General features: G+C 61.6%; 16 protein-coding genes and 1 pseudogene. 2 read left to right on the top strand and 15 right to left on the bottom strand.

Annotation, left to right across the window (positions count from 1 at the left end; translation table 11 throughout):
* The 5 genes and pseudogenes from V7116_RS25925 to proS all read right to left on the bottom strand — a co-directional run.
* Positions 1–74 (bottom strand): annotated as a pseudogene (locus V7116_RS25925) (3-isopropylmalate dehydratase small subunit); the annotation flags it as partial.
* Positions 75–289: 215 nt separating this feature from the next.
* Entirely contained in the window at positions 290–1,087 is a 798-nt protein-coding gene (locus V7116_RS22035; RefSeq protein ID WP_324394142.1) for a class I SAM-dependent methyltransferase, read from the bottom strand.
* Positions 1,088–1,104: 17 nt separating this feature from the next.
* Complete coding sequence (locus V7116_RS22030) at positions 1,105–1,404, bottom strand: GYD domain-containing protein (RefSeq protein WP_324394141.1); 300 nt, start codon at positions 1,402–1,404, stop codon at positions 1,105–1,107.
* Between the two features lie 201 nt (positions 1,405–1,605).
* Positions 1,606–2,883 (bottom strand): tetratricopeptide repeat protein, encoded by a 1,278-nt coding sequence (locus V7116_RS22025; protein WP_324394140.1) that lies wholly within the window; start codon positions 2,881–2,883, stop codon positions 1,606–1,608.
* A 15-nt stretch (positions 2,884–2,898) separates the two neighbouring features.
* Complete coding sequence (gene proS, locus V7116_RS22020; RefSeq protein WP_324394139.1) at positions 2,899–4,347, bottom strand: proline--tRNA ligase; 1,449 nt, start codon at positions 4,345–4,347, stop codon at positions 2,899–2,901.
* A 190-nt stretch (positions 4,348–4,537) separates the two neighbouring features.
* Here proS and V7116_RS22015 point away from each other — a divergent pair, with 190 nt between their 5' ends.
* The gene (locus tag V7116_RS22015; protein WP_324394138.1) at positions 4,538–4,816 is read left to right on the top strand and encodes a hypothetical protein; all 279 of its coding nucleotides are present in this window, start codon (positions 4,538–4,540) and stop codon (positions 4,814–4,816) included.
* Between the two features lie 99 nt (positions 4,817–4,915).
* A complete protein-coding gene (locus V7116_RS22010) occupies positions 4,916–5,500 on the top strand; it encodes a hypothetical protein (RefSeq protein WP_324394137.1) in 585 nt (194 codons plus the stop codon).
* A 777-nt stretch (positions 5,501–6,277) separates the two neighbouring features.
* Here V7116_RS22010 and V7116_RS22005 read toward each other — a convergent pair.
* From V7116_RS22005 to V7116_RS21960, 10 genes are all read right to left on the bottom strand, one after another.
* Positions 6,278–6,877 (bottom strand): LOG family protein, encoded by a 600-nt coding sequence (locus tag V7116_RS22005; protein WP_324394136.1) that lies wholly within the window; start codon positions 6,875–6,877, stop codon positions 6,278–6,280.
* Positions 6,878–6,976: 99 nt separating this feature from the next.
* Positions 6,977–7,246: a hypothetical protein gene (locus V7116_RS22000; RefSeq protein WP_324394135.1), complete on the bottom strand. Its 270-nt coding sequence runs from the start codon at positions 7,244–7,246 to the stop codon at positions 6,977–6,979.
* Positions 7,247–7,274: 28 nt separating this feature from the next.
* Positions 7,275–8,276: a hypothetical protein gene (locus V7116_RS21995; RefSeq protein ID WP_324394134.1), complete on the bottom strand. Its 1,002-nt coding sequence runs from the start codon at positions 8,274–8,276 to the stop codon at positions 7,275–7,277.
* A gap of 210 nt (positions 8,277–8,486) precedes the next feature.
* On the bottom strand, positions 8,487–9,668 hold the full coding sequence (locus V7116_RS21990) for a hypothetical protein (protein ID WP_324394133.1): 1,182 nt from the start codon (positions 9,666–9,668) through the stop codon (positions 8,487–8,489).
* A gap of 16 nt (positions 9,669–9,684) precedes the next feature.
* Positions 9,685–9,987, bottom strand: coding sequence for a nucleotide pyrophosphohydrolase (locus V7116_RS21985; RefSeq protein WP_324394132.1), 303 nt, complete (start codon positions 9,985–9,987; stop codon positions 9,685–9,687).
* A 210-nt stretch (positions 9,988–10,197) separates the two neighbouring features.
* Positions 10,198–11,661, bottom strand: coding sequence for an undecaprenyl-phosphate glucose phosphotransferase (locus tag V7116_RS21980; protein WP_324394131.1), 1,464 nt, complete (start codon positions 11,659–11,661; stop codon positions 10,198–10,200).
* Positions 11,619–12,524, bottom strand: coding sequence for a glycosyltransferase family 2 protein (locus V7116_RS21975; protein WP_324394130.1), 906 nt, complete (start codon positions 12,522–12,524; stop codon positions 11,619–11,621). Before V7116_RS21975 ends, V7116_RS21980 begins: the two co-directional genes overlap by 43 nt.
* Before the next feature lie 178 nt (positions 12,525–12,702).
* Positions 12,703–13,302 (bottom strand): hypothetical protein, encoded by a 600-nt coding sequence (locus V7116_RS21970; RefSeq protein WP_324394129.1) that lies wholly within the window; start codon positions 13,300–13,302, stop codon positions 12,703–12,705.
* 146 nt (positions 13,303–13,448) lie between these two features.
* The gene (locus V7116_RS21965) at positions 13,449–13,895 is read right to left on the bottom strand and encodes a hypothetical protein (protein WP_324394128.1); all 447 of its coding nucleotides are present in this window, start codon (positions 13,893–13,895) and stop codon (positions 13,449–13,451) included.
* A 2-nt stretch (positions 13,896–13,897) separates the two neighbouring features.
* On the bottom strand, positions 13,898–15,181 hold a 1,284-nt coding region (locus V7116_RS21960), incomplete at its 5' end, for a Mur ligase family protein (RefSeq protein WP_324394127.1).

The following is a 15,181-nucleotide window of genomic DNA, read 5'->3' as shown; positions in this document are numbered from 1 at the left end:
ATGATTTGGTCGGTGTCGACATTGGACCGCCGCAGCGGGACTCCGATTCCGGTATGGGTGTGGAAAGCTTCCATGACTAGGCTCCTTTAAATACCGTGTCGGTCAGTTCAAGTCGGAAGGGGCCGACAGGGTCCCGCGGACGGCGGTGGCGGCGGCAACCGTGGCGGTGGCGATCGCGGCGGGCGCAGCTACTAATCCGCACCCGAACACAGCTGAAACACACGAACGCCCGGCATAATCGCCGGGCGTTTTTCGTTTGGTCTATTTACTTCTCGGAACGCGTGCACCCCTACCCCTCGGGCGGCAGGTATGCCACCGCCTTGAACGTCGAGGGGACCTCGAACGGCGCATCCAGGTCGATCCCCGCGCGCGCAGCGGCTTCGCGCATCGCCGTCGCGCCGCGCACGACCACCTCATCCGGCAGCCGCCAGCACTGCGACCACACGCGCTGCTCCATGCGGCGGACATGCTCGCGCGGGGTACGCGTCTGCGTGTACTCGTACACCTGCGGCTCGCCCACCTGCCGCCAGCCTTCTTCCGTTAAAAATGTGCCATAGCGCGCACGCGGCACACCCACGTTTTCCATGCTGTCGCGCCCGACGGCCTCATCCCACGCCGCCGACAGCAGCTCGTGCACCGGGCTGAGCTTTTCCGCCTGGTCGTAATACGCACTGACCAGCCGCCCGTCGGGCTTCAAGGCGCGCGCCACTTCTTGCAGCGCGGTCTGCCATGCCGGGATCAGGTGGAATATGTGTACGGCGACCGCCCCCTCGAAGGCATTCGTAGGCAGCGGCAGGCGCGTCGCGTCGGCCAGCACCGGATACACGGCTTGATCGTCGCGCTTGGCCAGCAGGCGGTCGATCATCCCGCGCGACAGATCGACGCCCGTCACGGAGCGCACATGAGCCGCCAGCGGCAGCGCAATGCGCCCCGTGCCGATGCCCACCTCCAGGATGCGGCTGTCGGGCGCGAACTCGCCCGCGCGGACCATCGCGGCGATGGCCGGACCCTCTACGCCCGGCGCAAAGCCGCGCGTTTCGTCGTAGTACCCGGCAGCAGGATCAAAGACGATCGATTCCGAGGACATGACACACCTTTCACCCGTTATGGGCGTCGATCCAGGCTCAATCGGCTGATGAAGTCATTCATCGAGATGGCGGGTAGGCTGAGCGGCTTCATATGCCCGTGCGCGACCAGTTCCATACTCACCCGGGCCACCGTCTCGTTATCGGGCGCGTCGATGATGTGTACGAAATCGTATTGGCCCAGAGTGGCATACTGGTCCAGCACCTTCACGCCCAGATTCTCGATGTCCATGCTCGTTTCGCGCAGGCAGGAGGGATCGCTCACCACACATTCGACCCCTTCGCTGGTCAGGGTGCTGAGCAAGATATAGATCGGCATCGTAGAGGTCTCCCCAAATTGACTGGTTCGTAATGGTCGGTTTTTTGCAGAAAGCGGTTCGCGGTTCGCAGCGCCTGTCCTACCCGGTCTGTGCTTCAGCGGGCGACGCAAGCATCGTCCCTGAAAGGCACGGTTAACGCACAGTCCCGCTGTTCAGCGTTTCGCTAACCGCTAACAGGTTTACTGCTCATCGCTGGTCGTCTAAAACACCGTGATCGGTTCTTCTTCGGCGGGCGTGGGCGTGACCGGCGTCGGGATCGACTGCCCGCTGTACCCCGGATCGTTGCTGATGCACGTCTGCATCCCGCTGTTGATCGCTTCACGCTGCGTATCGTTGGGCGTCATTTGCAGCGCGGCGGTCAGCAGCGGCCACGCTTCCGGGCAGCGATTCAACAGTGCCAACGACAGTCCCTGGATATATACGCAGTCGATCGCGCGATCTTCCGGCTGGACGCCCTGCTCTATTTCCAGCCGCGCGCAGGTCGCAAACGACTCCGCCGACGCTTCGTAGTTCAGGTTGCGGTACTGCGCCCGCCCCAGGTACAGATAGCCTTCGGCATAAGTAGGGTCAAGCTCGACCGCCTGCTTGCACGTTTCCGCCGAGAGCGCGAACTCACCTTGCAGCGCGTAGGTCGCACATTTGCGCGTGTACGCCTTGGCATTTTCCGGCTGAATGGCGAGCACCTGATCGTACGCCGCCACCGCCGACTCGAAATCGCCCTGCGAGCGGTAATAGATCGCCAGCTCGTAGTACAGCGGGCCGAGATTCGGCTGGCGTTTCAGCGCCTCCTGGTACTGCTCGATCACGGCGTTTGTGTCGCCAGTATACGCCAGGGCCTGCGCCAGCGCACGCCGCGCGTCCACGCTGTCAGAGTTGAGCGTCACCGCACGCTCGGCGGTTTCGAGCGAGTTGGAGGGCCGCCCGGACCAGTAGTACGCCATCGAGAGATAGGCCCACGCCTCGGCAAAGTCCGGCGCCAGCTCGACGGCCCGCAGCCCAGCAGCGACCGCCTCGTTGTAGCGGCCTTCCTCGTACAATGCCAGGTTCAGCAGCGCCCGCGCCCGCGCATCGTCCGGCGCGCGCTCGACGGCGTCCATTGCCAGCGCGTTGAGTTCATCGATGCGCTCACGATACCGCGTGCCGTTGTAGCCGTCGTACAGCAGCGCGCGGCCAAACTCGAACGCGATGTCCATCCGGTCGGGTTCCAACGCGACGGCCTGGCGGTAGCTGTCCACCGCCGCGTCGAGATCGCCCGCCTGGAAATAGTGTTCGGCCTGCGTCGCCAGCTCGACCGCGCTTGCGGTCGGCGTGGCGTTCGTATCGATCAGGTTGATCGCCCACTGCTGGAGGCTCTCGAAGCGCAAAAACGCGCCCGCAATCCCCACCAGCACCAGCACGATCGCCGCGATGCGTCGCAGGTGCAGGTTGCGCCCCTCGCGGCCAAAGTGCAGGTTGGATCGATCGCGCCGGATATACACGTACGGCAGCCCTACCTAATACGCCTTGGCGAAGTACGCCATCTCTGTCGCGTCGCCGCCGCAGATCGCGCACTTCCCCGTTTCGCCGGGGTGCGGCTGGTGCATCGGGAAGTTGCGGCTGGTGGCGCTGGTGTCTTCCTTCACCTTCGCCTCGCACGCCGCGCCGCCGCAGAACCACGCCAGCGCCCACTCGTCGTTGCGCACGATGTTCACCAGCTCGTCGTAGGAGCCGACTTCGTGCAGGTGGCTGTCGCGGAATTCGGTGGCCTGCTGCAGCAGGCTGGCCTGGATCTCGTCCAGCAGCGCGACCACGGTCGCCGCGAGGCCGTCCTGCGCGACGAACGACTTGCCCGCCTTGCCGGGGATGTCGCGCCGCGCCAGCGCGACGGTGTTATTGGCGACGTCCTTCGGCCCCACTTCCATACGCAGCGGCACGCCGCGCATTTCCCAGTCGTTGAACTTGAAGCCGGGCGACAGGTTATCGCGGTCATCGACGCGCACGCGTACGCCCGCGCCGCGCAGTTCCGCCGCCAGCCGCGTCACGGCCTCCATCACCGGGGCCTGCTCCTCTTCCTTGCGGAAGATCGGCACCACGACCACCTGGATCGGGGCCATCTTGGGCGGCAGGCGCAGGCCCTGGTCGTCGCCGTGCGTCATGACGATCGCGCCGACCATGCGCGTGCTGACGCCCCAGGAGGTCGTCCAGCAGTACTGAAGCTCGTTGTTGTCATCCGTAAACTGGATGTCGAACGCCCTGGCGAAGTTCTGGCCGAGGTCGTGGCTGGTTCCCGCTTGCAGGGCCTTGCCATCGCGCATCATTGCTTCGATGCTGTAGCTGAACAGCGCGCCCGCGAAGCGTTCCTGGTTGCTCTTACGCCCCGGAATGACCGGAATCGCGGCGTCGTTCACGGCAAAGTCCGTGTACACGTCGAGCATCTGCATCGTCTCGGCGTTGGACTCCTCGTGCGTGGCGTGGGCGGTGTGCCCCTCCTGCCACAAAAATTCCATCGTGCGCAGGAACAGACGCGTGCGCAGTTCCCAGCGCACCACGTTCGCCCACTGGTTGATCAGCATCGGCAGATCGCGGTGGGACTGAATCCACTTCTGGAACGCCCAGCCGATAATCGTCTCCGACGTAGGGCGCACGACCAGCGGCTCTTCCAGCTCCTTGCCGCCGCCGATGGTCACCACCGCCAGCTCCGGCGAAAAGCCCTCGACGTGCTCGGCTTCTTTCTTCAGGAAGCTCTCGGGGATGAACAGCGGGAAATACGCGTTCTGGTGGCCGGTCGCCTTGAAGCGGTAATCCAGCCCGCCCTTCACGCCTTCCCACAGCTCGTAGCCGTAGGGCTTGATGATCATGCAGCCGCGCACCGGCGAATAATCGGCCAGATCCGCCTTCTGCACGACATCGGTATACCACCGGGAAAAATCTTCGCTCTGGGGGGTGACACCCTGCTGTGACACGGTCGCGTGCTCCTTGCGTCCAAGGGTAAGAAGTCGTCGGGTTTTGCGCCGCGATCCCGCACGGGACGGCGGCGGGCGGCCCTGAGGCGCGCCGCGCGGCAATTGTACCGCATTTGCGCAGGACGTCTATCATGGCCCTTCCTTTGATGCTACAATCGAGACGTTATTCGTCTCAACAGGATGTCCACCTATGACTGACAAACAGACTCCAACCCCTGAGTTCAAGGCAAAAGTCGTCCTTGAAGTGCTCACACAGGCTAAAAAAATCGCTGACAGCAGTCGAGAGTACGGCATCCCTGAGCCGGTGATCGAGCAGTGGGTAAATGTCTTTCTGGAACGCGCACCGCGCATTTTCGAGGATGAGCATGTTCGGTCGGAGCAGGAGATCACCGATCCGGCGTTCGTCGCCAGCCTTGAGCGCAGCCTGGAAGAGAACCGCGATATATGGGAAGAACTGGCAAAACACTGAGCGTAAGCCAGATCGTTGGAAAACTAGGTTCTCAAGTTCCAAAGCTTATATGAGTAAAGACCGAAATACACCTGTTTTATTCAAAAAGGTTAGCATGATATGGTAGTCGAGATAATCAGCATTTTATCAAGTATCATAGTTGCAATACTGAGTGCGTACATAACTATATCAGTACATAGAAGTAACAGCAGAAATCAACAAGCGCTCATCAAGACGGAAAAAAAGTTAGATGTTTTCAAAGTAATATATTTAGAAAAAAGGCAAAGGCTAGATATCCAACTATCGGAATTTTACGATCCACTTTTTGCTCTGCTTTCAGTAAATCACGAGCTCCTTATGCGTGCGGGGCCTCCATCAAGCATGGAAACAGACTCCCCTAATATCCAACAAGAAAAAAGAGAAGTATGGGACAGACTTGCCGCAGAAGTGATATTACCAAATAATAAACGAATATGTGATATTATAGAGCAAAAACTCCATTTAATAACGAGTTCTGATGACGCTACCCAATATTTTAGGTTTCTTACACACGCATACGTATACCACGTGTTTCGTGATTTTCCACATGAAAACTATTTAAATTTTCAATTTCCACAGGGATTTTTAGAACATGTGCAATTGAAGCGCGAAGAGATACGTGCTACAATGAACAAAATTGACCCTCAAAAACCTAACAACGAATAATATACTATGTCCTCTCAACTTACGTACGCCCTGAATCACTTGGTATATGATGATAAGCTAATAAAGCGTTATCAAATGTTATCTACTGAATATGCTCGAGCATATCTTTATAATCAGGATACTATTACAGTATTTATTCCAGATAACCGTTATATAGTTGGATTCACAGAGATAAGTTGCATCGTATCGAGTGAAATTCGTCCAGATTACATAGTACATAATGCGTGGCAAAAAGTAACAGAGGAAGCAAGGAAGGAATGTCAACGCAGAGAGATTCCGATCCTAACATATGTGCAATTTCGAGAACTCTTGCTAAGAATGACAACAACGGCAGAATAGTATATTTTTTAAAACAAACTCTATCTGCTGAATTTGAACCTGATCGAATTAAAGCATGGATGATAGGTTCAATGGTTCTAACAAAACGCACACCAAAAGATTGTGATGTTTTAATTCTATATAATATGGAAGATAAAATAGACTGGCCCGAGATCAATTTGAGGTGGTGCGTGGAATTTGAAAGTAGGTTTGGTCTACCTCTTCATCTGACATTTTTAACGTTTCAAGAAGTTCCTCAGTTTTTCGGTTTCTTAAAGAATATATTTAATAGACCGCATATAAACCTAATAAGGTAATATTAAAAACTCCTTGTTTTAAATGACGCAAAGTATACGTAGGGGCGGAGCAAGCTCCGCCCCTACGTATCTTGAACCAGTATCAGCGCCCATCACGCCAGATTGAACTAACCACCAAGAACTAACGACTAACAACTGCCGTTTACGCCTTCGCGTCTCCCAGCCGCAGATGGATCGCGGGCGGCGCGGCCCACCACGCTTCCAGCGCCGGGACGACTTCCTCCGGCGTATCGACTAACGTCAGCCACTGCAAATCGGTCGGCGTGATCGAGGCGTCCTCCGCGAACGACGCCACGAAGCGCCGCCACATCGGGCCGACCAGCACGAACGGGCGCGCCGAGAGTTCCCCGACTTGCAGCAGGCTCCACACCAGCGAAATCTCGCTCAGCGTGCCGACGCCGCCGCGCAGCGCGACGAACGCATCCGGGCGCTGCACCAGGAAAAACAGCCGCTCGCGCAGCGTCTCGAACGATACGACCTCTTTGCAGAAGCCGTTCGGCTTCAGACCGCGCGTCTCGAACATACCGACCGCCCCGCCGATCACGTGGCCCCCGGCTTCATAGGCACCCTGGCTGGCGGCTTCCATCACGCCGCTGTACCCGCCGGACAGCACCGCATAGCCCGCCTCGGCCAGCGCCCGCCCAACGACTTCCGCGACCTGCCAATCCACACTCCCCGGCGCGACGGCGGCACTGCCATACACGGCCACCACGCGATCTGTTGTCTGCGATGCGCTTTCCATGTGCTTCCGTTCCCACTCTTTCTATGCTTTTTTTCCGGCCTCACCCGCCGGGCGGATCGGCCTCTAAGCATACCCCACTCGCCCCGGCATGCAACCGTTTCACGCCTGGGCGGAAAGCGCGCCGACTTCCTGCACATCGACCGGGACGCCGTCGAGGCTGGTAGGGATCACGTCTTGCGGGGCGAGATCCTCGATCGGCTGCTTGCGCCGCACCATGACGACCAGCACCACCTCGTTGGTCTGTGCGCCGCCGCGCTGGCGCACCCCGACCCCGACGCCCACGACGTTCGCCTTTTGCATCAGGCTGGCGGCATGGGCGCGCTTGACGGCCTGTGCGCGGACCTGGGCCGCTTGGAGTTCACCGTTCATGCGGTTTTCACCTCATATCGTTATATTGTCATATCGTCACGCTGAGACAATCCAGCACGTCCTGAATGGGATTAAAAATGGTGCTCTGATCCGATCCGGCAAACAGCAGCCCGACCGCTTGCAGCGAATCGCCCGCCACCAGCAGCGATCCCGAATCGCCGGGAGCGGACATCGGCCCGGACACGAGCTGGCCGTCGAACTGCGCCGTCTGTCCGTCATAGTCCACCGACACGGTCGCGTCGATCACGGTGATCTGCCCGGTCGTCAGGCCGGTGGATCGCCCCGATTTGCGCACGGGCATCAGCAGTTCGGCGGGGCGCGTGCCCTGCACGATGCCGATTTCCAGGATCTCGTCGGTGATGACACTGTCGTCCACCGGGCGCGCGACTGCCGCGTCCACACGGTTGGTCGCCTGTGCATGGACCTGCATGGCCTGTAAGCGGTGCTGCGATCCCAACATCCGCGCCACCAGATTCGCCAGCCCTGCCACGCCGCTGGCGATGTTGCACTGGCCCGGCGAGGTCGGGAACTCGATGCGGCAGAAGCGTTCGAGGTGCGCGATCAGGTCGCCACTCGTCCCACCGTCGATGGGACCGGGCTGCAAAATCGCGTCACCGACCTGCGCATTGTTCATATTTGCCAGCACGTGATTGTTCGACAGGATCAGCCGCGCCCCGGTTGAACGGTCGCGCACGACCGCGCCAAACGTCCCCGCCGTGATCGCATAGTGACCGATGCTCACGCCCGGCGGCGCGGGCCGCCAGCGCTCGGTGCGCGTCTGGAACGCACGCAGCGTCCCGACCTCCACCACGTCCGTGGGCACGCCGTCCAACTGCGGCGTCACTCGCGCCGCAGGCGGCAGGCTCGACGAGGGCACTTTTTCGCGCACGAGCACGGTCACGCTCAGATCATCGGTGCGCTCTCCGTTCTGCACTTTGTACCCGACTCCCACGCCGACCACGTTCGATTTGTTCAACAGGTCGTCTTTATGCGCTTCTTTCACTTGACGAACAGTCTGCTGGCTGGACATAGCTTGGCTCCTTGCTTATCAGACCGGACGATGTGATGCGCGGGCGGGAAAGGAAAACCGGAATCGTTGAAGAGTCGGAAAGGGGGAACGTAAAAATGGCGGCTGACGGGTCAGCAGCCACGAACATCGCACGGCGGCGGTATCTTCATTCTACACAATTTAGCAGGAAACGGACCGATCGGCACGGCAAACGCCGCCCGCGTGCGGCGGTCAATCCGCGAGCAGCGTGCCCAGCTCGCCCGTCAGCATATCCTTGAGCTTGTGGATCTTTTCGTACATCAGCACGCGCTGCGTTTTGATGTCGAACGGCAGCGGCTCGCCTTCCCGCGCGATCAGCACGGTCGGCGTGTTCACGCCCCACGCGTAGCCCACTTCGAGGAACACGTTCGGATTGCCGCCGTCCAGCAGCGCCACGACCATGCGCGCCGTGCGGATGCGCTCAAACATGCGGTCGATAATGTCCCCGGTGAACGTATCCAGGTCCATGCGCTCGCACAGGTAGCCGCGATCCTTGATGCAGGGCTGGATCGCCAGATAAAACTGGTCGTCATAATCGTCCTTGAACGGCATGGCGACGAAGACATGCGGGGTGGTCGAGGTCGCCTCCGCGACGCGGAATTCGGGCTTGAACGAGTCCGCGCCGACGATCAGGCGCAGGGGTGGGCGCGCGGCGGGCTTAGGCGTTGGGGCAGGAATGGCATTGATGGGCGCTGCGGGCGCTTCCGACTCCTCCCGGCGACGTTTCCAATAGCGACCGACGCCGCGCTCTGGAGCCTCCGGCGGCAGCGCGGAGGGCGGGGGCGGCATGAACAAATCGTCAGGTGAGGGCATCTCGCCCAGATCCAGCGGAGCCGCCGCAGGCAGCGTCACCAGAAATTCGTCCAGTGCGGCCTGGAGCACCTGGGCGCGATGCTCGTTCTGCTCCATGATGGTGATGCGGGCCAGATCGGACGGGTATTCCCCGGCGTCGTACGCGTCCGCGAAACCCAGCAGCAGCGACCGGAACACCTCGATTTCGTCCAGGCTCTGCCCGGTACGCACGCCGTGCACGGTCGTCACCAGATGGGCGCATGGTGTGCCCGCCTGCCACAATGTATGCAAAAAGCGGCGACCCAGATTACGGAGTCCTGCGTAATCCAGCTTCTTCACGTTTCCAACGCCGATCATTACGATTTGAGCGGTAGCGGACACACCCTTGCCGGAAAACAGGCGGGAATCTCCTGCCAGGGGCCGGTCTTCCAGAGGTATGCCCAGCAGTTTGAACACCTGCGCGTCCAATCCCCCCGAATTCCGCGCATACTTTACTGCCAGCACGTCGGCAGGGCAGGTCAGCGCGTCACCCTGCACGACTTCTACCGCAAACCCGAACTTGATCCCCATCGGCCCGCTCATGGTGTCTCCCTGCTCCCTATTCGTCCCAGGTCCGCCCGTAGTTCACGTCCAGCTTAGCGAGGATCGCGCGTTCCAGGTCGATGTCGCTGACACTCGCCAGCTGCAGCAAATACAGCGCGACATCGGCCAGCTCGCCCGCCAGCGCGCCCCGATCCGCGATCTCCCCGTTCCACTGGAAGTGCTCCAAAATTTCCGCCGCCTCGATGCTGATCGAGGTGGCGATGTTGCGCGGCGTCTGCGGACGCGGGCTGTTCGGCGCGTACCAGCCCTTGCTGCGCACAAAGTCGTTCATTCGCTGCGTGAGTTCGGCGATGTCCATACCGGCATCCAGATGTGCGAGATCGTGCAGGCTATGGGGCTTATTATACACGCGATCGTTCGCGTTCTCCGGCCAAATGGGGGCAGCGGGAGAGGAAAAAAAACCAGGGCGGGTTAGAAACCCGCCCCTACAAAACCCTGTTGGATGCCGTTTGTTTCCCCGATGCAACATGATCGGAGAGGGGCCGGGGGTGAGGTCTGCTCTTGCGCCCTACATCGCGTTGCGGCTGCGGCGCGTGATCGTCTGGAGAACTGTGCGCAGCACGATCTTGATGTCCAGCCACAGCGACCAGTTTTCGACATACCACAGGTCGTACTTGGTGCGCTCCAGGATCGACGTGTCGCCGCGCAGGCCGTTGACCTGCGCCCAGCCGGTCATCCCGGCTTTTTCGCGGTGGCGCTCCATGTAGCGGGGGATGTATTCGCGGAAGCGCTCGACGTAATAGGGCTGTTCCGGGCGCGGCCCGACGAGGCTCATCTGCCCGAACAGGACGTTGATCAGGTTCGGCATCTCGTCCCAGTTCGTTTTACGCATCATCCGCCCGATGCGCGTCACGCGCGGATCGCCCTGCACGGTCCAGCCCGGCCCGTTGCGCTCCGAATCGGCGCGCATGGTGCGGAACTTAATCAGCGGGAACGGGCGACCGTCCAGACCCATACGCTCCTGGCAGAAAAACGACGGTCCCGGCGATTCGAGCTTGACGGCGATGGCGGTTAGCACGAACATCGGGCTGAGGAACACCAGCCCCACGAACGCGCCGATGATATCCATGCCGCGCTTGAGGCTGAGCTTCCAACCGCGCAGCGCCACGTCGCGCACGGAGAGCAACGGCAGCCCGTTGAGGTCGTCCACGGTCAGGCCGCCCGCCATATACGCGAAAATGTCGGGATAGATTTTGATGTTGACTTTGCCGCGCTGGCACTTGTTAATCAGGTGCACCAGCTCGCTGTGCGAGGCTTCCGGCAGCGCGATGATCACCTCGTCTACGGCGTATTCGTCGATCAGCTCGGGAAGCTGACCGGTCGTGCCGATGATTGGAACCTCGCCCACCTTGCCGCCCGGCGCACCGTTCACCGCGCCGACGATGGAATAGCCCAACTGCGGCGACCAGCGGATCTTCTCCGAGATGGTGCGCGCCACATCGCCGGAGCCGATGATCAGCACGTTGTCGCGCCCGACGCCTTTTTGCCGCAGGTGCAGCAGCGTCTGGCGATACAGGCCGCGCCCGGTAATCGTCAGCACGATCCCGAACACCCAGGCGTAGATGATCACGCCGCGCGGGTAATCCAGCTCGAAGCCGCTGTTTTTGAACGCCAGCGTTTCGATGGCGACGGCCAGAAACGTGCCGATCGACACGTTCTGCGCGATGGCGTAACTTTCGTCGAAGCGGCTGACCATGCGCCGCATATGGTACATGCGCGCGAAGTAAAACACGATCAGCACGCTGGTGACGTGCACGATCATCATGGGGACGTAGCTGGTGAACGAGGGCGGATTCACCGGCAGCGCGGGCAGCGGCAGCCGCGCGCGCGCTATATAGCCGAGCAGGAAGGCCAGCGCGAGCATCAGCCCGTCGATCAGCAGCAGGGAGGTATGTAGGACCCCGCGCAGGCGGTGGCCGTTCCGGGAGTCTAGCTTGCCCCGATCTGTGAGGGCTGCGTCAAATCGTGCCACAGCGGGCGTCCCCCCTTCAGGACCAGTCCCGCCAGGATCAGGCTGTGCAGCCACAAGGGCGTCGTCGCGCGGTAGTGCTTCCGGTAGAAGATCAACATCGCCCGGTAGAACTCGTTCTGCGCCCGGCGCGACTGCCGGCTGGCTGCGCGTTTGACGTGCGTCACGGTCACGGCGGGGTTGTACATCACTATCCACCCGGCTTGTTTGATCCGATACGCCCAATCGAGATCTTCTCCATACATGAAAAACGTTTCGTCGAACAGCCCGGCCTGTTGAATCGCGGCCCGGCGAACCAGCATGAACGCCCCGACCACCGAATCGACTTCGGTTTCCACGCCGGGATCGAGATAGGTCAGGTTATAGCGCCCGAAGCGGCGGCTGTGCGGGAACAGCTTCGACAGGCCGACCATGCGGTAAAAGCTGATCTCCGGCGTCGGGAAGCTGCGGCGGCACGCCCAGTCGAGCGACCCATCCAGCAGCACGAGCTTTGGCCCCGCGATGCCCACCTGGGGCCGCGCGTCCATATAGGCCACCATGTCGCGCAGCGCCGTCGGCGGCAGCACCGTATCGGGATTGAGCACCAGCGCGTAACGCGGCGCATCGTCGCCCCCGCCCTGCTCGAAGCCCAGCAGCCGCAGGCCCTTGTTGTTCGCCACCGGGAACCCGTCGTTGGTCGGGCTGGCGATCAGCGCCACGTCGGGGAATTCGTCGCGGACCATCTCGGCGCTGGCGTCGGCGGAGGCGTTATCGACCACCACCGTACGCAGGGTCACGCCCTCGGAGGCGGCGACGGAACGCAAACAATCGCGCAGCAGGTCGCGCGTGTTCCAGTTGACAATGACGATGCCCAGGTCTAGCGCCATAATGGTTGATCTCGGTTCCCCCGCGTGCCCGGCGATTCTACCGGGCGGTTGGACGTGCGGCAAGTGTCACTACAAAGCTGTATGGGGCGCGCCCTTCACTGTAAGCATACCCCACCCGCGCGGCGTGTCCTCAATGCGCGCCTGACGCTCCCCTGACGACCACCGGACGGAGGTGCGTTTACTTGCAGTCCGCCAGCACCGGTTCTTGCTGATCGCCGTTAATGGACAGCGGCACCAGGAACTTATAGAAGTAGACGTCATCTTTGCCCACGACCTCCACCACGCCCGTGGTATAGGTCTCGACCCACTGAACCTTATACGTTCCCTTTGATCCCGCCGGAACCCGTGCGGAGACACTCAACGCGCTCACGATCTCGTCTTGCGTCGTGGACTTGATCTGATCGGCAACCGCGCCGCGCACCAGCGCGCGCAGATTTTTGGTCAGCGGCGGATTGGCGGCGCTGCTCTCGATCACGATCTCGCCGGATACCTGCTTCGTGAACGGCTGATCCGTGACGAGCGTCTCCGTGCCCTGACAGTTGGAGAGCGTCGCGGAATCCGCATCCGTCACACGGCGGACTTCCGTGCTCGACACGAACACGTCCCCCGTGATCAGGTTCTGGGACGGGAAATCGTCGTCATCGCCGCTCAGAAAAATGCTGTATCCGGCGTACCCGACCAGCACGATCAATCCGGCAGCGACCACCCAACGTACAAACGGAATTTCAAAAATAAACTGGACAATACTCGCTAAAACATTACCGATTGCGCCTAACACGCATTCCCCCTGATTGTGAAGGTGTCGAACAGGACCGGATCAACGCGATCCGCCTGTTCCCTGATTCTATTCCCCGGCCCAGCGGTTGGGGTGCGATGCCTTTGTTTTTAGCTGCCCGCTCGTGGTCAACAGCCAATCGTGGTTCGTCAGCGCAGCGCCTTGCGCACCGCCGGAAATACCTGTGTCCAGGCATACATCAGCCGCGCGTGGGGCGAATTGCTGCGCGGCGCGACCATGTGCACTATGTCGTAGCTCTGGACCGTCGCGCGCTCCGCAACCAGCGTCATGCCGTCGTATGCGCCATCCGGCACGGCGTCCGCTTCCCAGGCTTTTTCCGCTCCGGCCATGCGGCGCTGAAACTCGGCCAACATCTCGTCCGTGACGGGATATGGTTCGCCCCGGTCCAGTGGCGCGCGGAACGGGCAGCCCACACACACCAGCAGCAGACTCGCCCCGGCCTCCCGCTCCAACAGCACAAAACGATCCATCGCTGGGCGAAAAGGCGTGATCGCGGTCAGCACAAACACACGCTCGGCGCGATGTTCGGTACGGAACTGCTCCACCTCGCGGGGGCGCTGTTCGTCGTCAGCCATACTTACTCGTCCTTCTTGCCGCCCGCCGTGGGCAGCGTGTGCAGCGGCGCGCCGCGTAATGCCGCCCGCAGCGCCGCGCGATCGTCCCAGGGATATTCAACCGTGCCGAAACACATACTCTGCTCGTGGCCCTTGCCGCACGCGATCACCAGATCGCCGGGCCGCGCCAGCGAGCACGCGAACGCCAGCGCCTGCCCCCGGTCGGGCACGCGCCAGAACGTATCGCCTTCCACCCCGCCCCGACTGATCGCGCCGCGCGCCATCTCGTCGAGAATCGTGTCCAGCGACTCCGTGCGCGGGTCCTCGGCGGTCAGCACGCAGCGGTCGGCCAGCTCCGCGCCGATCTCGGCCATCAGGCGGCGTTTCTCGCGGTCGCGCAGGCCCGCGCTGCCAAATACCGCGATCACGCGCCGGTCGCGCGGAATCATGGTCCTGGCGGCTTCCAGCGCCCGTTTGAGCGCGTTGGGCGTATGCGCGAAATCCACGAGCGCCAGAAAATCCTGCCCGGCGTTGATGCGCTCCATGCGGCCCGGAATGGGTGGCATCGAGCCAACCCCCTCCGCGACCGCCGCATCCCACCGCGCGGCCTTTTCGCCCAACAGCGACCGCGCCGCCGTACACGCCGCCAGCACGTTCATCACGTTGAACGGCCCGACCAGCCGCGTCCCGACCGGCTGGCGGCATCCGCCCGCCCCAGAGACGAGCAGTCGCGTCGCGTCCGGCCCATATTCGACCATCTCGGCCCACACGTCCACGCCCTCGCGCGGCTCCAGCGCATACGTCAGCACGCGATCCACGCCCGCCGCGAACGCGCGGAAAACGTCCGCGCTCGGATCGTCGGCATTGACCACGGCCACCTTCGGCACGCCCGGCTTGCGGAACGACGACGCGGCCATCTCGAACAGGCGGCCCTTCGCACGGCGGTATTCTTCCCAGGAGCCATGAAAATCGAGGTGCTCGTGCGTGACGTTGGTCAGCACGGCGACGTCATATTCCACGCCGTTGACGCGGCCCTGCGCCAGCCCATGCGAGGTCGTTTCGAGCACGGCGTGCGTCATGCCCGCGCGGACCATGCGCGCCAGATACGCCTGTACCTCGTCGGCGTGCGGTGTCGTGACGTGCAGGCCCGTATCGAGCGCTTCGTCCCCGATCACGGCGCTGACCGTGCTCAACAGGCCCGCGCGCAGGCCCGCCGCCGTGAGGATGCTGTGCAGCAGCGTGCAGGTGGTCGTTTTGCCGTCCGTGCCCGTCACACCGATCACGGTGAGATGGCGCGAGGGGTAGCC

The organism is Aggregatilinea sp., assembly GCF_036822615.1.
GTDB lineage: Bacteria > Chloroflexota > Anaerolineae > Aggregatilineales > Aggregatilineaceae > Aggregatilinea.
This window is presented reverse-complemented; position numbering and strand designations above follow the sequence as displayed.

What these genes read in the sequence shown, in the direction of transcription:
- V7116_RS22035 (WP_324394142.1), bottom strand. Translation starts at nt 1,087, where the DNA reads ATGTCCTCGGAATCGATCGTCTTTGATCCTGCTGCCGGGTACTACGAC.
- V7116_RS22030 (WP_324394141.1), bottom strand. Translation starts at nt 1,404, where the DNA reads ATGCCGATCTATATCTTGCTCAGCACCCTGACCAGCGAAGGGGTCGAA.
- V7116_RS22015 (WP_324394138.1), top strand. Translation starts at nt 4,538, where the DNA reads ATGACTGACAAACAGACTCCAACCCCTGAGTTCAAGGCAAAAGTCGTC.
- V7116_RS22010 (WP_324394137.1), top strand. Translation starts at nt 4,916, where the DNA reads ATGGTAGTCGAGATAATCAGCATTTTATCAAGTATCATAGTTGCAATA.
- V7116_RS22005 (WP_324394136.1), bottom strand. Translation starts at nt 6,877, where the DNA reads ATGGAAAGCGCATCGCAGACAACAGATCGCGTGGTGGCCGTGTATGGC.
- V7116_RS22000 (WP_324394135.1), bottom strand. Translation starts at nt 7,246, where the DNA reads ATGAACGGTGAACTCCAAGCGGCCCAGGTCCGCGCACAGGCCGTCAAG.
- V7116_RS21995 (WP_324394134.1), bottom strand. Translation starts at nt 8,276, where the DNA reads ATGTCCAGCCAGCAGACTGTTCGTCAAGTGAAAGAAGCGCATAAAGAC.
- V7116_RS21990 (WP_324394133.1), bottom strand. Translation starts at nt 9,668, where the DNA reads ATGAGCGGGCCGATGGGGATCAAGTTCGGGTTTGCGGTAGAAGTCGTG.
- V7116_RS21985 (WP_324394132.1), bottom strand. Translation starts at nt 9,987, where the DNA reads ATGGACATCGCCGAACTCACGCAGCGAATGAACGACTTTGTGCGCAGC.
- V7116_RS21975 (WP_324394130.1), bottom strand. Translation starts at nt 12,524, where the DNA reads ATGGCGCTAGACCTGGGCATCGTCATTGTCAACTGGAACACGCGCGAC.
- V7116_RS21965 (WP_324394128.1), bottom strand. Translation starts at nt 13,895, where the DNA reads ATGGCTGACGACGAACAGCGCCCCCGCGAGGTGGAGCAGTTCCGTACC.